We start from the raw sequence: 13,695 nt of genomic DNA, 5'->3' as shown, positions 1-13,695 counted from the left end.
GGTCTCAGCGGTAGCTCAGGGCGTTGAAGATACGGCGACGTTCGTCAACGATGGCCTCACGGCCGTGCATCACCCGACGGTTGTCGATCATCACCATGTCATGGTCACGCCAGCCGACGGGGTAGGTGTATTGCGCGGAAACCTCAGCGATTTCGTGCAGGAATTCGCTGGGAATGGGCAGCCCGGACGCTGTATCGATCACGGGCACTTCATAGTTGAACGACGGCCCGAGGATGCTGTTGGCAAACGCCGGTCGCTGGCTGAATTCGGAGACCAGAATCGCCGAGGTACTGAAGGCGTAGTGAATTGAATCATCGGCCGGGTTGAAGGAGATTTGCGTCTGCGAATCGTCGCCGACGATCTGCATCAGATCTTCGATCTCGACCGCCGCCGGGTCCGAGAGCGCCGGCGAATAGTGGCAGACCAGCCGACGCCATTTGTCGCCGGCAACAGTGCGGCTGTAGCGAATCGGGTTGTTCTCGAAAAATGTGCGGCAGGCGGGCGACAGTTTCGCCAGCACTTTCTCACCGTCGCACAAGGTGGTTTGCGAGCCCTTGCGCGGCGCTTCCTGGCAATAAAACCAAGTGATGTCCGGCCAGAATGGAGAGTTGCCATTCTCGCAATGCAGACCAATCGCCTGACGACCTGCATCCACCAACTGTGCTGCACCGCCGACCATGACCCGCGCAGGGTCGAGGCTCAGCCGCGAGCTGTTCTGCTTCACATAGGCGCTGAAATCCTCGGCATTGTGAATGCAGTTGCGTAACAGGACGACACCGTAGTGCCCCAGCAACTCGTATAGCTCGGCCTTGCCCAGGCTGGCGAAATGGCGTGGCTCGATAATGGATACGTCGGGACTTTCAGAGTGATAGGCCGGTGTGTTCATCAGATGCACTCCCTTGCAGATTGGCGAAAACAGTAGCGATGTCGGCACGTTTTGGACGGCCGGTGACGGTATAGAGTTGCTCGAGCAATGGATCGTCTTTAGTCAGCAACCACAGGCGGCTCGGGCGCTCGATGTCGGAAAAGCGCCGTGCTGACCAGCTGGCCAGGTCATCGCGATCCGGTGTCGACTCAACACACAACAACGCCACCAGACCATGGGCCTCATCGAAAAACACCGCGGCATCGCGCACACCGGGGTATTCGCGGTATTCCAGCTCGACCTGTTCCGGGCTGACGTTGCGGCCATTGGGCAGGCAGATCACGTTTTTCTTGCGACCGCGAACATAGAGATAACCATCGGCATCCAGCTCCCCCAAATCGCCGGTGTCCATCCAGCCGTCGTCGGACATCGAACAGGCGCTCGGGTCCTTGCCTGAGTAACCACTGAACAACGAGCTGCTCTTGACCTCAATGGTCTGGTCGGTGCCGATGCGCACCTGAACATGCGGCAACGGCCTGCCCACACTACCCAGACGTTGGTGCTGCAAGGTATTCATACTGACGACCGAGGCGTTCTCGGAGAGCCCGTACCCCTGGAACACAGCAATACCCATCTCGGCGAGGGCATGCAGGATATCGATGCTGACGGCCGCGCCGCCGCAGGTGATATGCACCCCCGAATGCAGGTAACGAGACAAGTGCTCGCCTTGCGCGCCGCCTTCGGTCAATTGCTCGTAAAAGCGATTGAGCATCACCGGTGGCACCGTCAATGCCGTTGGTTCGACCCGCAGAATCCACTCGATCAAACGCTGCGGTGATGTCCCAGGCTCGCCCAGCAGCGCCTCGTCTTCTGGCAGGAAATGCACGATCCCACCGGCCAGCAATGGCAAATACGCGGCAGTCACTTGCTCCAGCAGCAGACTCAACGGCACCAGTGACAGGTAGCTGCGATGGGCATCGACCGGCATCCACTGGCGCAGGGAAGTCAACACCGCCCCCACAGCTGCGGTGCTCAGGCGCACCCCCTTGGGCCGGCTGGTAGTCCCGGAGGTATGAATGATTTTGCAGATCCAGTCGCTATCGCCGTCGGGTTCTCGCAACAACGGCTGCTCCAGGGCCGGCTCACTGATACGCCGGAGACGACTGTCGGGAAAATCGAGCATCCAGCGCTCAGCGAGCGTGCGCTCTCCTGCGGCATCCACCAAAAATCCGTCACAACGCTCGGCAAGGTGCTCGGCCTGGGACTGACTGAACGCCAGCGGCAAAGGCAGTGCGGTAATTCCGGCAAACAGACAAGCCAGATCGGCAATCAGCCAGTCACTGCTGTTACGCGTCGCAATCCCCAGCACGACGTGGTCGCCATGAGCCGCCGTGTCGAAACGCCGCTGCAGTTCTGCCGCCAGATTCAGCGCCCGGGATTCCAACTCGCCATAAGTCATGACAGCGGCGTGCTCCAGGCCGGTCGGAGCACAATCGATAGCGCAGACCTTCTGACGATTGACCTGCAACGCAAGCCGTAAATCCGCAATGAAACGGCCGCTCATGGTTGCGCCCTCGCCGGTAAATCGGTCGGCAGTTGGGTGAACAGCGTACCGAGCGTCATGGCTGCAAATCGCGAACGTTTCGGGTCCACTCGGATAAAACCGGTGATCGGTAATTTCGAGTAATAAGTTCCCCAGTTCTTGCCACCATCATCGGCCAGGCGCTGAGGGTCCGCCGTGAGCAGCGGTTCGAAATCGATCTGACAGCTCTCCATCATTTCCCGGACCCGGGGTGTGACGGTGCAAAGCAAATATTGAGCCCCCATGCACCAGGCCAACAGCGGAATCATGTTGACCATGATCATTCCGGCCGTCAGGTGATGAGAAATCAAACTGCCTATTTCGGCAATAACTGATCGATCGATCATTTTTTCAAAACGCTGGGACAAAATCGTTTCTATCGGTTGCGACAGGTATTGCTCCGAGAACAGTGTGCGGTGATCCGCAAAAGTTATCCCGGCGCAAGAAAGAATGCGCTCCTCACTGTCTTGGGTGACCGCAAAATACTGCGGGCTCGGCTCTACGGATGCCTTATAAGAGCTGCGAAATTTTTCTTTCACAACTTCAGTCGCCTGCATCCATAACGGCGTTTGACTTTCCGTGACTCGTACCAACACTTCGCCCTCCTTTCCCGGGTCAGGGATTTCTCTAAAGTGGAACGAGGATATGAGGAAATGTCCGACAGACTATTTAAAAAACCAATTGCTTCCACTAATATATAAATAAACAACCTTGTCACAAAACACGACGTACAGTGACCCGCATGGACTTTCACCGAGATGGATTTTATGCTTAACAGTAATCTGCTAAGAAAACTGGATATGCAGGACCTTATGGTTTTCGTGGCGGTATATGAACAAAGAAGCGTTACTGAGGTCTCCGAAACCCTTTGCGTCAGCCAGTCCACAGTGAGCTATTGCCTGAAAAAGCTGCGCACGAGCTTCGATGACGAACTCTTCATCAATACCCGTAGCGGCATGTGGCCAACACACAAAGCTGCCACAATGTACAGACATGTACTAAAAATCCTGAAAACCATAAACATATGCCATTCTGGAATACCCTCATTCGACCCTGCGCAAAAAGAGATCACTTTTAACATTTGCGCACCCGAATACTTTGAACTTCTGATACTTCCAAATTTATTGAAGCGCTTTATCGGAAGCCGCTTTCCAGTTATTGTAAATATTCAGAAGTTTCACAGAGACATCCCTAATGATGAGCTTATGGATGGGCGTTTCGACTTGGTAATTTGTTTCGGCCCTAACTTTCATCGCGGCGCTAAAAATCTGAAATCACAAGTACTGCTGGAAGACGATCTGGTCTGCGTCGTCGATAAAAACTTCGAGCCTCCAGAGGGCGAGTTCAGCCTGGACACCTTTGTCGCGCGTCAGCATATTTTCCCGACCCCATGGACTTCAGATACCAATATGGTCGATGGCTGGCTCAGCAAATGGGACTACTCTCGCCAAATTATCGCACGGGCCAATAGTTACGTTGCTGCACTGAACATGATTCCCGGAACCGATTTCATTCTCACCCTGCCTCGGCGTATCCAGATGCTGATCAGTAACGACGCCAAATTCAGCCATTGCAAACCTCCGACAGGTTTACCGAACTTCACACTGGAAATGTTGTGGAGCGAGAAACCAGGTCAAAACAGCGCCAACAACTGGTTTCGCGAACAAGTTGTCAGCGTGTGCGCGCAAGACGGCTTACTGTAATAAGACTCATTAACATACAACTTCACTTTACCGGGCCGACCGTAGCCAAGTGTCTGGACGTAACTTCAGCGCTTGGCCGGTGGGGTATTCAGCGTCTGGCAACCCGATGCCGATCACTTTCGAGCAGCCCGCGCTGATCCAGAAAATCCCGGAAAGCCCCTTCAGGCCAGAACGCGCTGGGCGATATGGCCGGCGATTGAATGCGTAGGTCGTGTTACCTACACGTTGTGTCCCACATCTGACAATGAAGCTTCCTACAAACCATTCTCCTGGCACTATCGTTCCGTTATCCTCTTATGGATAGGTTGTGCTCAAAACAGAACAGGGAGTTCATCAGGTGGGGCAGATGCTTAACAGCAATTTACTTAGAAAGCTCGATATGCAGGACCTCATGGTGTTCGTCGCCGTGTATGAACAAAACAGCGTCACTGCCGTCTCCGAAACCCTCGGGGTCAGCCAGTCCACCGTCAGCTATTCGCTGAAAAAGCTGCGCACCGGCTTCAAAGATGATTTGTTCATCAACACCCGATCAGGCATGCGTCCAACCTACAAAGCCACCACCATGCACGAGCATGTGCTGAAGATTCTGGAAGGCATCAACTTCTGCCATTCCGGAGCTCAAGCCTTTGATCCGACTCTAAAAGCCGTCACCTTCAACATTTGCGCGTCGGAATACTTCGAACTGCTGGTACTGCCGCGGCTGTTGAGGAACTTCGACTTCGCCAACTTGCCAGTGATCGTCAATGTGCAAAAACTCGATACCGCCCTACCCGTCGATGAACTGCGCGAGGGCAGTCTCGATCTGGTGATCTGCTTCGGTCACGATTTTCAACACAGCCACACTGACTTCAAATCCCGGAGGCTGGTTGAAGACGAGCTGGTTTACGTCTTCGATAAACGCGCAACCCCGCTGGAATCGCGCCCAAGCTTGCGATCAATCGCTGAACATCGTCACGTGCTCCCTCCACACAGGACCTTCGACACCCACAGGGTCGATCACAAGCGGCAGCTTATCGCGCGATCCAACAGCTACAGGGCAGCCCTCAAGATGATCACCGGCACCGACTTCATCCTGACGCTACCGCGGCGCATTCAAACGCTGCTGGCCAATGACGCCGTGTTCAGTCATTGCGAAGCACCGAATGGCTTGCCAGGATTTACCCTCGACATGCAATGGAGAGAAGCCAACGATCAGGACAGCGCCAATACCTGGCTTCGCGAGCAAGTGGTCAAAGCCTGTGGGGAACAAGGTTTGCTCTGAACCCAAGACCTCGCCTGTCAATGGCCGAAAGCGGTTTTGGTGTAGGACTCACGATCAATATCCAGAATTTCCGCACACAACTGCACTTCTACGTTGGCCGGCCATTCGCACAAGTCCTGCAACACCGCCAACAGGCTTTGCGACAACTGCTTCTTGATCTCCGCCGAACGCCCGCTCAACAGTGCCAGCTTGATATGCACAAAAGCACGCTCGCCCAATGCGGTGCCCACCTTGAAGCTTTCGACCTTCACTGCACGGCTCTTGATATCGAACTCGGCCGCAAACTGACCGGAAGCCATTAACGCATTGTTGAGTCGCATCAACGCCACGTCGGCATTCAGTTCGGGCAAGTTAGCGGTGTATTCCATGTGCAGGTGAGGCATGACAGGGCTCCTGTAGATTGGTAGAAAGTTCGTACATATAACACAGCGCCGTCCTACTCACTGGGACAGCGGAAGGATCGGCCGCTCACTCATGAACGCCTCCAGACGCGAGCGCAGCCAGCGTTCGGCCGGATCGCTGTCGACATGACTGAGCCAGACCATCGACAGGTCCAGAGTCGGCGTCTTGAACGGAAACGGCTCCTTGAACAGTTGGCCGGACGCGGCCATCGCTTCGGCCGTGTAATCCGGCAGGCTGGCGATCAGATCGGTGCCAGCGAGCAAGGCCGGCAACGAGCTGTATTGCGGCACTGAGAGCACCACATGACGAGTACGGCCGATCTCCGCCAGCCATTCATCGGCGTAGCCACTGACATTGGCGGTGTGAGACACCAGCACATGCGGCCGCGAGCAATATTCATCGAGGGTCAGCGGTGTATCTGATGCGTCTGCACGCAAAATACTGGGCTGGATGTGTCGCAGCAATTTGCGCTTGGCGTTGGCTGGCAGGCCGCGGGTCTGGCTAATACCAACGGTGATATCACCGGACGCCAGCAAGTCGGGAATGCGCCAGTAGTCGACATGCTGAACCACGAACACCACCTTCGGCGCTTCCTGACGCAAGGCGCGCAGCAACGGTGGTAACAGGCCGAACTCGACATCGTCCGACAGCCCGATGCGAAACGTCATGGTGCTGCTGAGCGGATCGAAATCGTGAGTCAGGCTCAGGGCCACCGACAGCGAATCCAGCGCCGGTGACAGGTGCTGAATAATTTCCTCGGCTCGCGCCGTGGGTTCCATGCGATGGCCGACCCGAATGAACAGCGGATCATTGAACATCGTCCGCAAGCGGTTCAGCGCCGCACTGATGGTCGGCTGACCGAGGAACAGCTTCTCCGCCACCCGCGTGACGTTGCGTTCGAGCATCAAGGTCTCGAACACCACCATCAGGTTGATGTCGGCCTTGCGCAGTTCGTTGCGATTCATCCCTTGCACCCCGGCCCCCAAGACTTGGGTGACAGTTTAGGGAGATGTCGTAATCGGCGTCTATGCAGGTTGGCAAATGACCTGATCCATAAAAACAGGGAGCCCGAAAAAACGAAGCTGCTCTGACTGAGCAGCTTCACCGCCTGGAGTCTATATCTCCTTGACCGGGGTCTGATCATGAGTCCCTTTGATCAAACTGATGGCATGCACGCAATCAGACTTGTTGACGTAAGCCTCCCCACTGGCAATCGTTTCATGATTCCCCGCCCGCAAACGCCAGCGCCATTGGCCCTTGCCAGTTTGTGCGATACCACGGGTTTGCCTGTAAATCTCAAAATACATTGATCGCTCCTTGCGACTGCTGATTACGACAGATCAGTGACCTGCGAAACCAGAGTAGATGAGGAATTTTTGAGGCAATGTTTTTCAATGTGAGGGGATATTTCGAAGAAAAACCCTTGATTCGCGGGGCGTCCAATAGATACGGGAGGCGGTAATTAAAGAGACTCGGTGGAGTCAGTTTTCCCGTAAATATGCATATTTTTCTTACGCTGTTGGTCTGATTTATCCGACACCAAAAACTTGGGGCAAACGTCGGACGAACGCGAAATGGTCCAAAGGAAAAAGCTGCGCAAACGAAAAAGCCCCGTAGATTTTCATCTACGGGGCTTTTTCTATGTAATGGCGGAGAGATAGGGATTCGAACCCTAGGTACCGGTGAAGGTACAACGGATTTCGAATCCGTCCCATTCGGCCACTCTGGCATCTCTCCAACGGCGCGCATCATAACAACACTTTTGCCGGAAGCGAACCCCCTAAGCGAAATTTTTCCGTGCTATCAGATGCTTGCGTCGATTAAAGCGGTACGCCCAGACGATTGGCGACTTCTTCGTAAGCTTCGATGACGTCACCGAGGCCCTGACGGAAGCGGTCCTTGTCCATTTTCTTGCCGGTGGCCTTGTCCCACAGACGGCAGCCGTCCGGGCTGAACTCGTCGCCCAGGACGATGGAGCCGTCGGAGAAAACGCCGAATTCGAGTTTGAAGTCGACCAGCAGCAGGCCGGCGTCGTCGAACAGTTTGCTCAGTACTTCGTTGACCTTGAGCGACAGTTCTTTCATGCGAACCAGTTGCTCGGCGGTGCCCCAACCGAATGCCACGACGTGGGATTCGTTGATGAACGGGTCGCCCTTGGCGTCGTCCTTCAGGAACAGTTCGAAGGTGTAAGGGTTGAGCTTCATGCCTTCTTCGACACCCAGACGCTTGACCAGGCTGCCGGCGGCGTAGTTACGCACGACGCACTCGACCGGGATCATGTCGAGTTTTTTCACCAGGCATTCGTTGTCGCCCAGCAGTTTGTCGAATTGAGTCGGCACGCCGGCTGCTTCGAGTTTCTGCATGATGAAGGCGTTGAACTTGTTGTTCACCATGCCTTTGCGGTCGAGCTGCTCGATGCGCTTGCCGTCGAACGCCGAAGTGTCGTTGCGAAACAGCAGGATCAAGCGGTCAGCGTCATCGGTCTTGTAAACCGATTTGGCTTTGCCGCGGTAGAGTTCTTCACGTTTTTCCATGATGGGCTCCGCTTGCTAAGTAGGTGGGCTAGGCGATGTGTCGCCAGTCGAGCCCTGAATCTTGATCGGCCAGTTGCAGCCAGTCCGGGTCGCACCCGAGGGTGTCGACAAAACATTGCCGGGCCAGCTGCGGCAGGTTGTTCTTGCTGCTCAGATGGGCCAGGACCAGGTGTTGCAGGCCTTGCCAGCCCAACTCGGCCACCAGGAATGCCGCCTGATGGTTGTTCAAATGTCCCAATTCACCGCCCACCCGCTGCTTGAGAAAGTACGGGTAGTGACCGCGAGCCAGCATGTCACGGCAATGGTTGGACTCGATCATCAATGCATCGAGGTCCCGGTAGCCGTCCAGCACCGTATTGCAATACGAGCCCAGGTCAGTCAACAGGCCGAAACGCCGCTGACCGTCGCTGAAGACATACTGCGTCGGCTCCTGTGCATCATGGGCCACGGCAATGACGCCGATGCTCAGGTTACCGATTTGCAGTTGCTCGCCGCCAGCCAGAAAGCCTGCGGGTTCAATCGGTTTGCGCATCCCGCGCAGAGTCCCGCGACTGAGGTAGACAGGCAGATTGTAACGCCGAGACAGCAAACCCACGCCATGCACGTGGTCGGCATGTTCGTGGGTCACAAGTATCGCGCTCAACTGCGAAGGGTTCACACCCAGTCGCAGCAGGCGTTTTTCGGTTTCTCGCAGGGAGAAACCACAATCCACCAGTACATACGTGTCGTCGCTGGCTATCAGCGTGCCGTTCCCTTGGCTACCGCTGCCGAGAACGGCAAAACGCATGTGATCAGCCCAGGTTGTCCTGAATCACGCTCAACACTTTACGCGCCACGTCTGCTGGCGCCACGGTGTTGATGTTTTTCTCGACGGTGACTTGGACGTTCTCGCCAACCTTGCTCAGGCGAACCTGATAACGCTCGGCGCGGGCTTCAACTTCTTCCTTGTCTGGCTTACTGCCGAACAGGCCGCTGAAGAAACCTGGCTTCTCGTCCTTTTTCTCGGCTTTTTCGGCGAGGTTGATGTAGTACAGGCCCAGGCTGCGGTTGATGTCTTCAACGCGCCATTCGCCCTGTTCCAGCGCACGACCGACACTCGACCAGGCACGATCCAGATCGGAACCGACGTTGAGCACCGGGTTGCCGCTGCCATCTTCGGTCAGGCTGACACGACTTGGCGTATCGAAATCACGCGAAGCCAGCATGGAGACCGAACCGCCCTTTTCCGAGGTGCGGCTCATGCTCGCGAGCATGTCGTCGACCAGTGCTGCGTCCAGGCCGGTGTTGACCGAGCGATTGGTGAAATCCACGTTGGCGGTGCTGCCGGCAGGACGCTCGGCGCTGACCACGTAGACTTCACTGGTGTTGCGCTGCACGCCCGGCTCGATACGCACCCGCACGCGGGTTTCGCTGTTGGCATCGACACCGGCCGCGCTCAGGCGCTTGGCCATTGCTGCGGACAGTTCGTCGGAATGCTGCCAGGTGGTGGTGAATTCGCCGGTTTGCGGGCGCTGTTCGTCCAGACGGAAACCGTTGTCCTGGAAGAACTGCACGGCCACAGGCCAGACTTCGGCCGGCGGGGTCTGAGCCAGGATCGAACGCGAGTCGCCGCTCTTCTGCAGAGAGTAGGCACTGGCGTCAGCCGATGCCGACAGCGGCTGTGGACGAGGCACGATGTATTCGCCCTTGGCGGTGTCGTCGGCCACGTTGCGCGGGATCGGCAACAGCGGATCCAGACGCTTGGCGGTGCTGACCTCTGGTGGCAGTTGCATCGGTGCAGTCTGTTGCGCTTCCAGGTAATCGCTACCACGGTCACGGAAGTAACCTTCCGGGCCCCAGATCCATCCGCAGCCACTGGTGCTGGAGATAATCAAGGCAAGTGCGGAAAGTCCGGCCAATCGCTTCATGCGTAGTACTTCCTCAATTAAACCAGGACGCCGGACTGGCGCATGGCCTGCCGCAGCGGTTCGTGACAGGCAGCACTGAGCCAGGTGAGCGGCAGACGGATACCGTCCGGCATCAAGCCCATTTCATGCAGTGCCCATTTCACGGGGATAGGGTTGGATTCGATAAACAGGGTTTTATTGAGCGGCATCAGCTTTTCGTGGATCGCCCGGGCTTTGACGGCATCACCGGCCATGGCCGCGGCACACAACTCGCTCATGGCGCGCGGTGCGACATTGGCGGTCACCGAAATATTGCCCTTGCCGCCGAGCAGCATCAGCTCGACCGCGGTCGCGTCGTCACCGGAATAAACCAGGAAGTCGCTGCTCACGCCGGCCAGGATGTCCTTGGCGCGCTGCAGGTCACCCGTGGCTTCCTTGATACCGATGATGTTCTTCACGGTCGACAGGCGGATCACCGTCTCGGCCAGCATGTCGCATGCAGTACGACCCGGCACGTTGTAGAGAATCTGCGGGATGTCGACGGCTTCGGCGATTGCCTTGAAGTGCTGGTACAGGCCTTCTTGCGTCGGTTTGTTGTAATAAGGGGTTACCAGCAGGCACGCGTCGGCGCCGGCGTTCTTCGCGTTGGTCGTCAGTTCGATCGCTTCGCGCGTCGAATTGGCGCCCGTACCGGCGATCACCGGAATACGCCCTGCAACCTGGGCAACCACGCGACGAATCACTTCGATGTGCTCGTTCACGTCAAGCGTGGCCGACTCACCTGTAGTGCCGACCGCCACGATGGCGTTGGTGCCCTCTTGCAGGTGGAAGTCCACCAGTTTGCTCAGGCTGTCCCAGTCGAGACGACCCTGTGCATCCATGGGTGTGACCAGTGCCACCATACTGCCCGCAATCATGCAACCGCTCCTGCCGGAAAAAGAGAGCGGTAATGGTACTGGCGCCAAGATGCTTGTACAAGCGAAGTACTGCGCTGCTGCCATTCCCCTTGGCGCTGCTTTTCGCTACCCTTCAGACTTTGATCGGTACTGATAAGCTCGTACGCCGCGTTCCAGCCTCCATTTTCGGCATCACAAGCCCCGATCCAGCGTTGCCACCCCTCGCTCTTGCCATACTGGAGCACGTTGCAACCTTCGGCCGGGTTTTCTGAATTCGCATCCGCTGGCTCGTCCCGGTAAAAAAGCGCATAAAAGTATCGACCGCTCATCGCTTTAGGAATGCTGCATGTCCACCCCCACAGTTCGCGAACAATTCCTTGTCATCAGTGCCCTCGGCGCCAACCCCATGGAGCTGACTAACGTCCTGTGCCGCGCCAGCCATGAAAACCGCTGCGCCGTGGTCACCTCTCGCCTGACGCGCCATGGCGAATGCAGTGCGTTGATCCTTGAAATCTCGGGCAGCTGGGACGCCCTGGCGCGTCTCGAAGGCAGCCTGCCAGTGCTGGCCAAACGGCACGCCTTCACCGTTAACGTGGTCCGCAGCGCTGCCCTGGAGAACCGTCCCCAGGCCCTGCCGTACGTTGCCTATGTCAGCTCGGCCTACCGCCCGGACATCATCAACGAACTGTGCCAGTTCTTCATGGATCACAACGTCGAGCTGGAGAACCTGACCTGCGACACCTATCAGGCCCCACAGACCGGCGGCACCATGCTTAACGCCACGTTCACCGTGACCCTGCCGGCCGGCACCCAGATCAGCTGGTTGCGTGACCAGTTCCTGGATTTCGCCGACGCCATGAACCTGGACGCACTGATTGAACCGTGGCGCCCACAAAACCCAATGTAAGGAAGCTTTCATGGCCGTAGCCATCGACCAACCGGTTGCCGACTTCGAAGCACCCGCCACCAGCGGGCAATCCGTCAGCCTCGCGGGCCTCAAAGGCAAGCAAGTGGTGATTTACTTCTATCCGAAGGACAGCACGCCGGGCTGCACCACCCAGGGTCAGGGTTTTCGTGATCAGCTTGAAGCCTTTAAAGCCGCCAATACCGAAGTTTTCGGCGTGTCTCGCGACAGCCTGAAATCCCATGAGAACTTCAAGGCCAAGCAGGCGTTCACCTTCGAACTGATCAGTGACAAGGAAGAAGCGCTGTGCCAGCTGTTCGACGTGATCAAGCTGAAAAAGCTCTACGGCAAGGAATATATGGGCGTTGATCGCAGCACATTCCTGATCGACAAGAACGGCGTACTGCGTCAGGAATGGCGCGGCGTGAAGGTGCCGGGGCATGTGGATGCGGTTTTGGCTGCTGCTCAGGCGCTGAACAAGGCCTGACACCCAAAAAGATCGCAGCCTTCGGCAGCTCCTACGCCGATCGAGGTGCTCCTGTAGGAGCTGCCGCAGGCTGCGATCTTTTTGCATCTCCACCGATTTAAAGCAGCGGCGCCACCATCGGCTCTTTGCGCGGCCAGGCATCCAGCACAGCTTTGAACAGCGTCGCCAGGGGAATCGCAAAGAACACACCCCAAAAGCCCCACAACCCGCCAAACAACAGCACCGCGCAAATGATCGCCACCGGGTGCAGGTTGACCGCTTCCGAAAACAGCAGCGGCACCAGCACGTTGCCGTCCAGTGTCTGGATGATCCCGTAGACCGCCATCAAATAGATGAACTGATCGCTCCAGCCCCACTGGAACAGCGCAATCAGCAGCACCGGCACGGTCACCACCACAGCCCCGACGTAAGGCACCACCACCGATACACCCACCAGCAACGCCAGCAGCGCCGAATAGTTGAGCCCCAGCGCCACGAAGGCGATGTAGGTCACGCCACCGCAAATGAAGATTTCGATGACTTTACCGCGAATGTAATTGGCGATCTGCCGGTTCATTTCCTGGGCGACCCGGGTGATCAGCGCCCGCTCGCGCGGCAGATAACCGCGTACCCACTGGCCGATCATGTCCCGATCCTTGAGAAAGAAGAACACCAGGATCGGCACCAGCACCAGGTAAATCATGATGTTCACCAGCAGCGGCAGACTCGACAGCGAGAATGTCAGCGCCCACTGGCCGAACTTGCCGATCTCGCCCCGCGCCACTTCGATCGCCTGCAACACTTGCTCATCCGACACCAGGTGCGGATAGCGCTCGGGCAGCAGCAACAGCAGCGACTGCCACTTGGCGAGCATGCCGGGCAATTCGTTGAACAACGTGATCAGTTGGTGCCAGAGCAGTGGCACCACGACGATGATAAAGACCAACAACAACCCCATGAATAACGCGAAAACCAACCCCACCGCCACACCACCCGGCACACGCAGGCGCTCAAGGGTCACCACCAGCCCCTGCATCAGATACGCCAGCACCATACCGGCCAGTACCGGCGCGAGCATTCCACCCAGGGTGAGCACCGCGGTAAATGCCAGAAACAGCAGCACCGCCAGCACCACAGCCTCTTCGTCCGAGAAATAGCGCTGAATCCAGTCGCGTAACACCTTGAACATCAATAAT

Annotated in this window: 15 protein-coding genes and 1 tRNA gene; 4 read left to right on the top strand and 12 right to left on the bottom strand. The window is 57.0% G+C overall.

Going from position 1 to position 13,695, the window contains the following annotated elements; genetic code table 11:
• Positions 1 to 4: 4 nt before the first annotated feature.
• The 3 genes from F6R97_RS23315 to F6R97_RS23305 are packed head-to-tail and all read right to left on the bottom strand — an operon-like array spanning position 5 to position 3,043.
• A complete protein-coding gene (locus tag F6R97_RS23315) occupies positions 5 to 886 on the bottom strand; it encodes a TauD/TfdA family dioxygenase (protein WP_038979344.1) in 882 nt (293 codons plus the stop codon).
• Positions 861 to 2,429: an AMP-binding protein gene (locus tag F6R97_RS23310; RefSeq protein ID WP_038979343.1), complete on the bottom strand. Its 1,569-nt coding sequence runs from the start codon at positions 2,427 to 2,429 to the stop codon at positions 861 to 863. Before F6R97_RS23310 ends, F6R97_RS23315 begins: the two co-directional genes overlap by 26 nt.
• The gene (locus tag F6R97_RS23305) at positions 2,426 to 3,043 is read right to left on the bottom strand and encodes a thermostable hemolysin (RefSeq protein WP_038979342.1); all 618 of its coding nucleotides are present in this window, start codon (positions 3,041 to 3,043) and stop codon (positions 2,426 to 2,428) included. Before F6R97_RS23305 ends, F6R97_RS23310 begins: the two co-directional genes overlap by 4 nt.
• Positions 3,044 to 3,214: 171 nt before the next feature.
• Between F6R97_RS23305 and F6R97_RS23300 the strand changes: the two genes are divergently transcribed.
• Both F6R97_RS23300 and F6R97_RS23295 read left to right on the top strand, forming a co-directional pair.
• Positions 3,215 to 4,150, top strand: a complete 936-nt coding sequence (locus tag F6R97_RS23300; protein ID WP_038980224.1) for a LysR family transcriptional regulator — start codon at positions 3,215 to 3,217, stop codon at positions 4,148 to 4,150.
• A 346-nt stretch (positions 4,151 to 4,496) separates the two neighbouring features.
• Positions 4,497 to 5,411, top strand: a complete 915-nt coding sequence (locus tag F6R97_RS23295; protein WP_038979341.1) for a LysR family transcriptional regulator — start codon at positions 4,497 to 4,499, stop codon at positions 5,409 to 5,411.
• 17 nt (positions 5,412 to 5,428) lie between these two features.
• On the opposite strand, the gene F6R97_RS23290 is transcribed toward F6R97_RS23295, so the two are convergent.
• The 8 genes from F6R97_RS23290 to dapA all read right to left on the bottom strand — a co-directional run bounded on the left by F6R97_RS23290 (position 5,429) and on the right by dapA (position 11,150).
• Complete coding sequence (locus F6R97_RS23290; RefSeq protein ID WP_038979340.1) at positions 5,429 to 5,794, bottom strand: 5-carboxymethyl-2-hydroxymuconate Delta-isomerase; 366 nt, start codon at positions 5,792 to 5,794, stop codon at positions 5,429 to 5,431.
• A 57-nt stretch (positions 5,795 to 5,851) separates the two neighbouring features.
• Positions 5,852 to 6,778: a LysR substrate-binding domain-containing protein gene (locus tag F6R97_RS23285; RefSeq protein WP_038979339.1), complete on the bottom strand. Its 927-nt coding sequence runs from the start codon at positions 6,776 to 6,778 to the stop codon at positions 5,852 to 5,854.
• 150 nt (positions 6,779 to 6,928) lie between these two features.
• Positions 6,929 to 7,120, bottom strand: a complete 192-nt coding sequence (locus tag F6R97_RS23280) for a YegP family protein (protein WP_008074435.1) — start codon at positions 7,118 to 7,120, stop codon at positions 6,929 to 6,931.
• A 340-nt stretch (positions 7,121 to 7,460) separates the two neighbouring features.
• Positions 7,461 to 7,550: transfer RNA gene (locus tag F6R97_RS23275), tRNA-Ser, on the bottom strand.
• Between the two features lie 83 nt (positions 7,551 to 7,633).
• The gene (purC, locus tag F6R97_RS23270; RefSeq protein WP_007898671.1) at positions 7,634 to 8,347 is read right to left on the bottom strand and encodes a phosphoribosylaminoimidazolesuccinocarboxamide synthase; all 714 of its coding nucleotides are present in this window, start codon (positions 8,345 to 8,347) and stop codon (positions 7,634 to 7,636) included.
• 28 nt (positions 8,348 to 8,375) lie between these two features.
• Entirely contained in the window at positions 8,376 to 9,134 is a 759-nt protein-coding gene (locus F6R97_RS23265) for an MBL fold metallo-hydrolase (protein WP_038979338.1), read from the bottom strand.
• A gap of 4 nt (positions 9,135 to 9,138) precedes the next feature.
• Complete coding sequence (gene bamC / locus F6R97_RS23260; RefSeq protein WP_038979337.1) at positions 9,139 to 10,254, bottom strand: outer membrane protein assembly factor BamC; 1,116 nt, start codon at positions 10,252 to 10,254, stop codon at positions 9,139 to 9,141.
• 17 nt (positions 10,255 to 10,271) lie between these two features.
• Positions 10,272 to 11,150, bottom strand: a complete 879-nt coding sequence (gene dapA / locus F6R97_RS23255) for a 4-hydroxy-tetrahydrodipicolinate synthase (RefSeq protein WP_048394063.1) — start codon at positions 11,148 to 11,150, stop codon at positions 10,272 to 10,274.
• A 325-nt stretch (positions 11,151 to 11,475) separates the two neighbouring features.
• On the opposite strand from dapA, the gene F6R97_RS23250 reads away from it, so the two are divergent.
• The gene (locus F6R97_RS23250; protein WP_007898662.1) at positions 11,476 to 12,036 is read left to right on the top strand and encodes a glycine cleavage system protein R; all 561 of its coding nucleotides are present in this window, start codon (positions 11,476 to 11,478) and stop codon (positions 12,034 to 12,036) included.
• Positions 12,037 to 12,046: 10 nt separating this feature from the next.
• Positions 12,047 to 12,520: a peroxiredoxin gene (locus F6R97_RS23245; protein ID WP_095051510.1), complete on the top strand. Its 474-nt coding sequence runs from the start codon at positions 12,047 to 12,049 to the stop codon at positions 12,518 to 12,520.
• A 97-nt stretch (positions 12,521 to 12,617) separates the two neighbouring features.
• Here the strand turns inward: F6R97_RS23245 and F6R97_RS23240 are convergent, their stop codons facing one another.
• The gene (locus tag F6R97_RS23240) at positions 12,618 to 13,688 is read right to left on the bottom strand and encodes an AI-2E family transporter (protein ID WP_038979334.1); all 1,071 of its coding nucleotides are present in this window, start codon (positions 13,686 to 13,688) and stop codon (positions 12,618 to 12,620) included.
• Between the last annotated feature and the right edge of the window lie 7 nt (positions 13,689 to 13,695).

Origin of the sequence: Pseudomonas sp. JV414, from assembly GCF_032424305.1 — a bacterium.
Classification (GTDB): domain Bacteria; phylum Pseudomonadota; class Gammaproteobacteria; order Pseudomonadales; family Pseudomonadaceae; genus Aquipseudomonas; species Aquipseudomonas lini.
Note: the sequence above shows the minus strand (reverse complement) of the source record. Positions and strands in the feature narration are given on the sequence as shown.

Coding starts and splice junctions, on each gene's coding strand:
- F6R97_RS23285 (WP_038979339.1), bottom strand. CDS start 6,778: ATGAATCGCAACGAACTGCGCAAGGCCGACATCAACCTGATGGTGGTG.
- bamC (WP_038979337.1), bottom strand. CDS start 10,254: ATGAAGCGATTGGCCGGACTTTCCGCACTTGCCTTGATTATCTCCAGC.
- F6R97_RS23315 (WP_038979344.1), bottom strand. CDS start 886: ATGAACACACCGGCCTATCACTCTGAAAGTCCCGACGTATCCATTATC.
- F6R97_RS23310 (WP_038979343.1), bottom strand. CDS start 2,429: ATGAGCGGCCGTTTCATTGCGGATTTACGGCTTGCGTTGCAGGTCAAT.
- purC (WP_007898671.1), bottom strand. CDS start 8,347: ATGGAAAAACGTGAAGAACTCTACCGCGGCAAAGCCAAATCGGTTTAC.
- F6R97_RS23300 (WP_038980224.1), top strand. CDS start 3,215: ATGCTTAACAGTAATCTGCTAAGAAAACTGGATATGCAGGACCTTATG.
- F6R97_RS23290 (WP_038979340.1), bottom strand. CDS start 5,794: ATGCCTCACCTGCACATGGAATACACCGCTAACTTGCCCGAACTGAAT.
- F6R97_RS23295 (WP_038979341.1), top strand. CDS start 4,497: ATGCTTAACAGCAATTTACTTAGAAAGCTCGATATGCAGGACCTCATG.
- F6R97_RS23280 (WP_008074435.1), bottom strand. CDS start 7,120: ATGTATTTTGAGATTTACAGGCAAACCCGTGGTATCGCACAAACTGGC.
- dapA (WP_048394063.1), bottom strand. CDS start 11,150: ATGATTGCGGGCAGTATGGTGGCACTGGTCACACCCATGGATGCACAG.
- F6R97_RS23245 (WP_095051510.1), top strand. CDS start 12,047: ATGGCCGTAGCCATCGACCAACCGGTTGCCGACTTCGAAGCACCCGCC.
- F6R97_RS23250 (WP_007898662.1), top strand. CDS start 11,476: ATGTCCACCCCCACAGTTCGCGAACAATTCCTTGTCATCAGTGCCCTC.
- F6R97_RS23265 (WP_038979338.1), bottom strand. CDS start 9,134: ATGCGTTTTGCCGTTCTCGGCAGCGGTAGCCAAGGGAACGGCACGCTG.
- F6R97_RS23240 (WP_038979334.1), bottom strand. CDS start 13,688: ATGTTCAAGGTGTTACGCGACTGGATTCAGCGCTATTTCTCGGACGAA.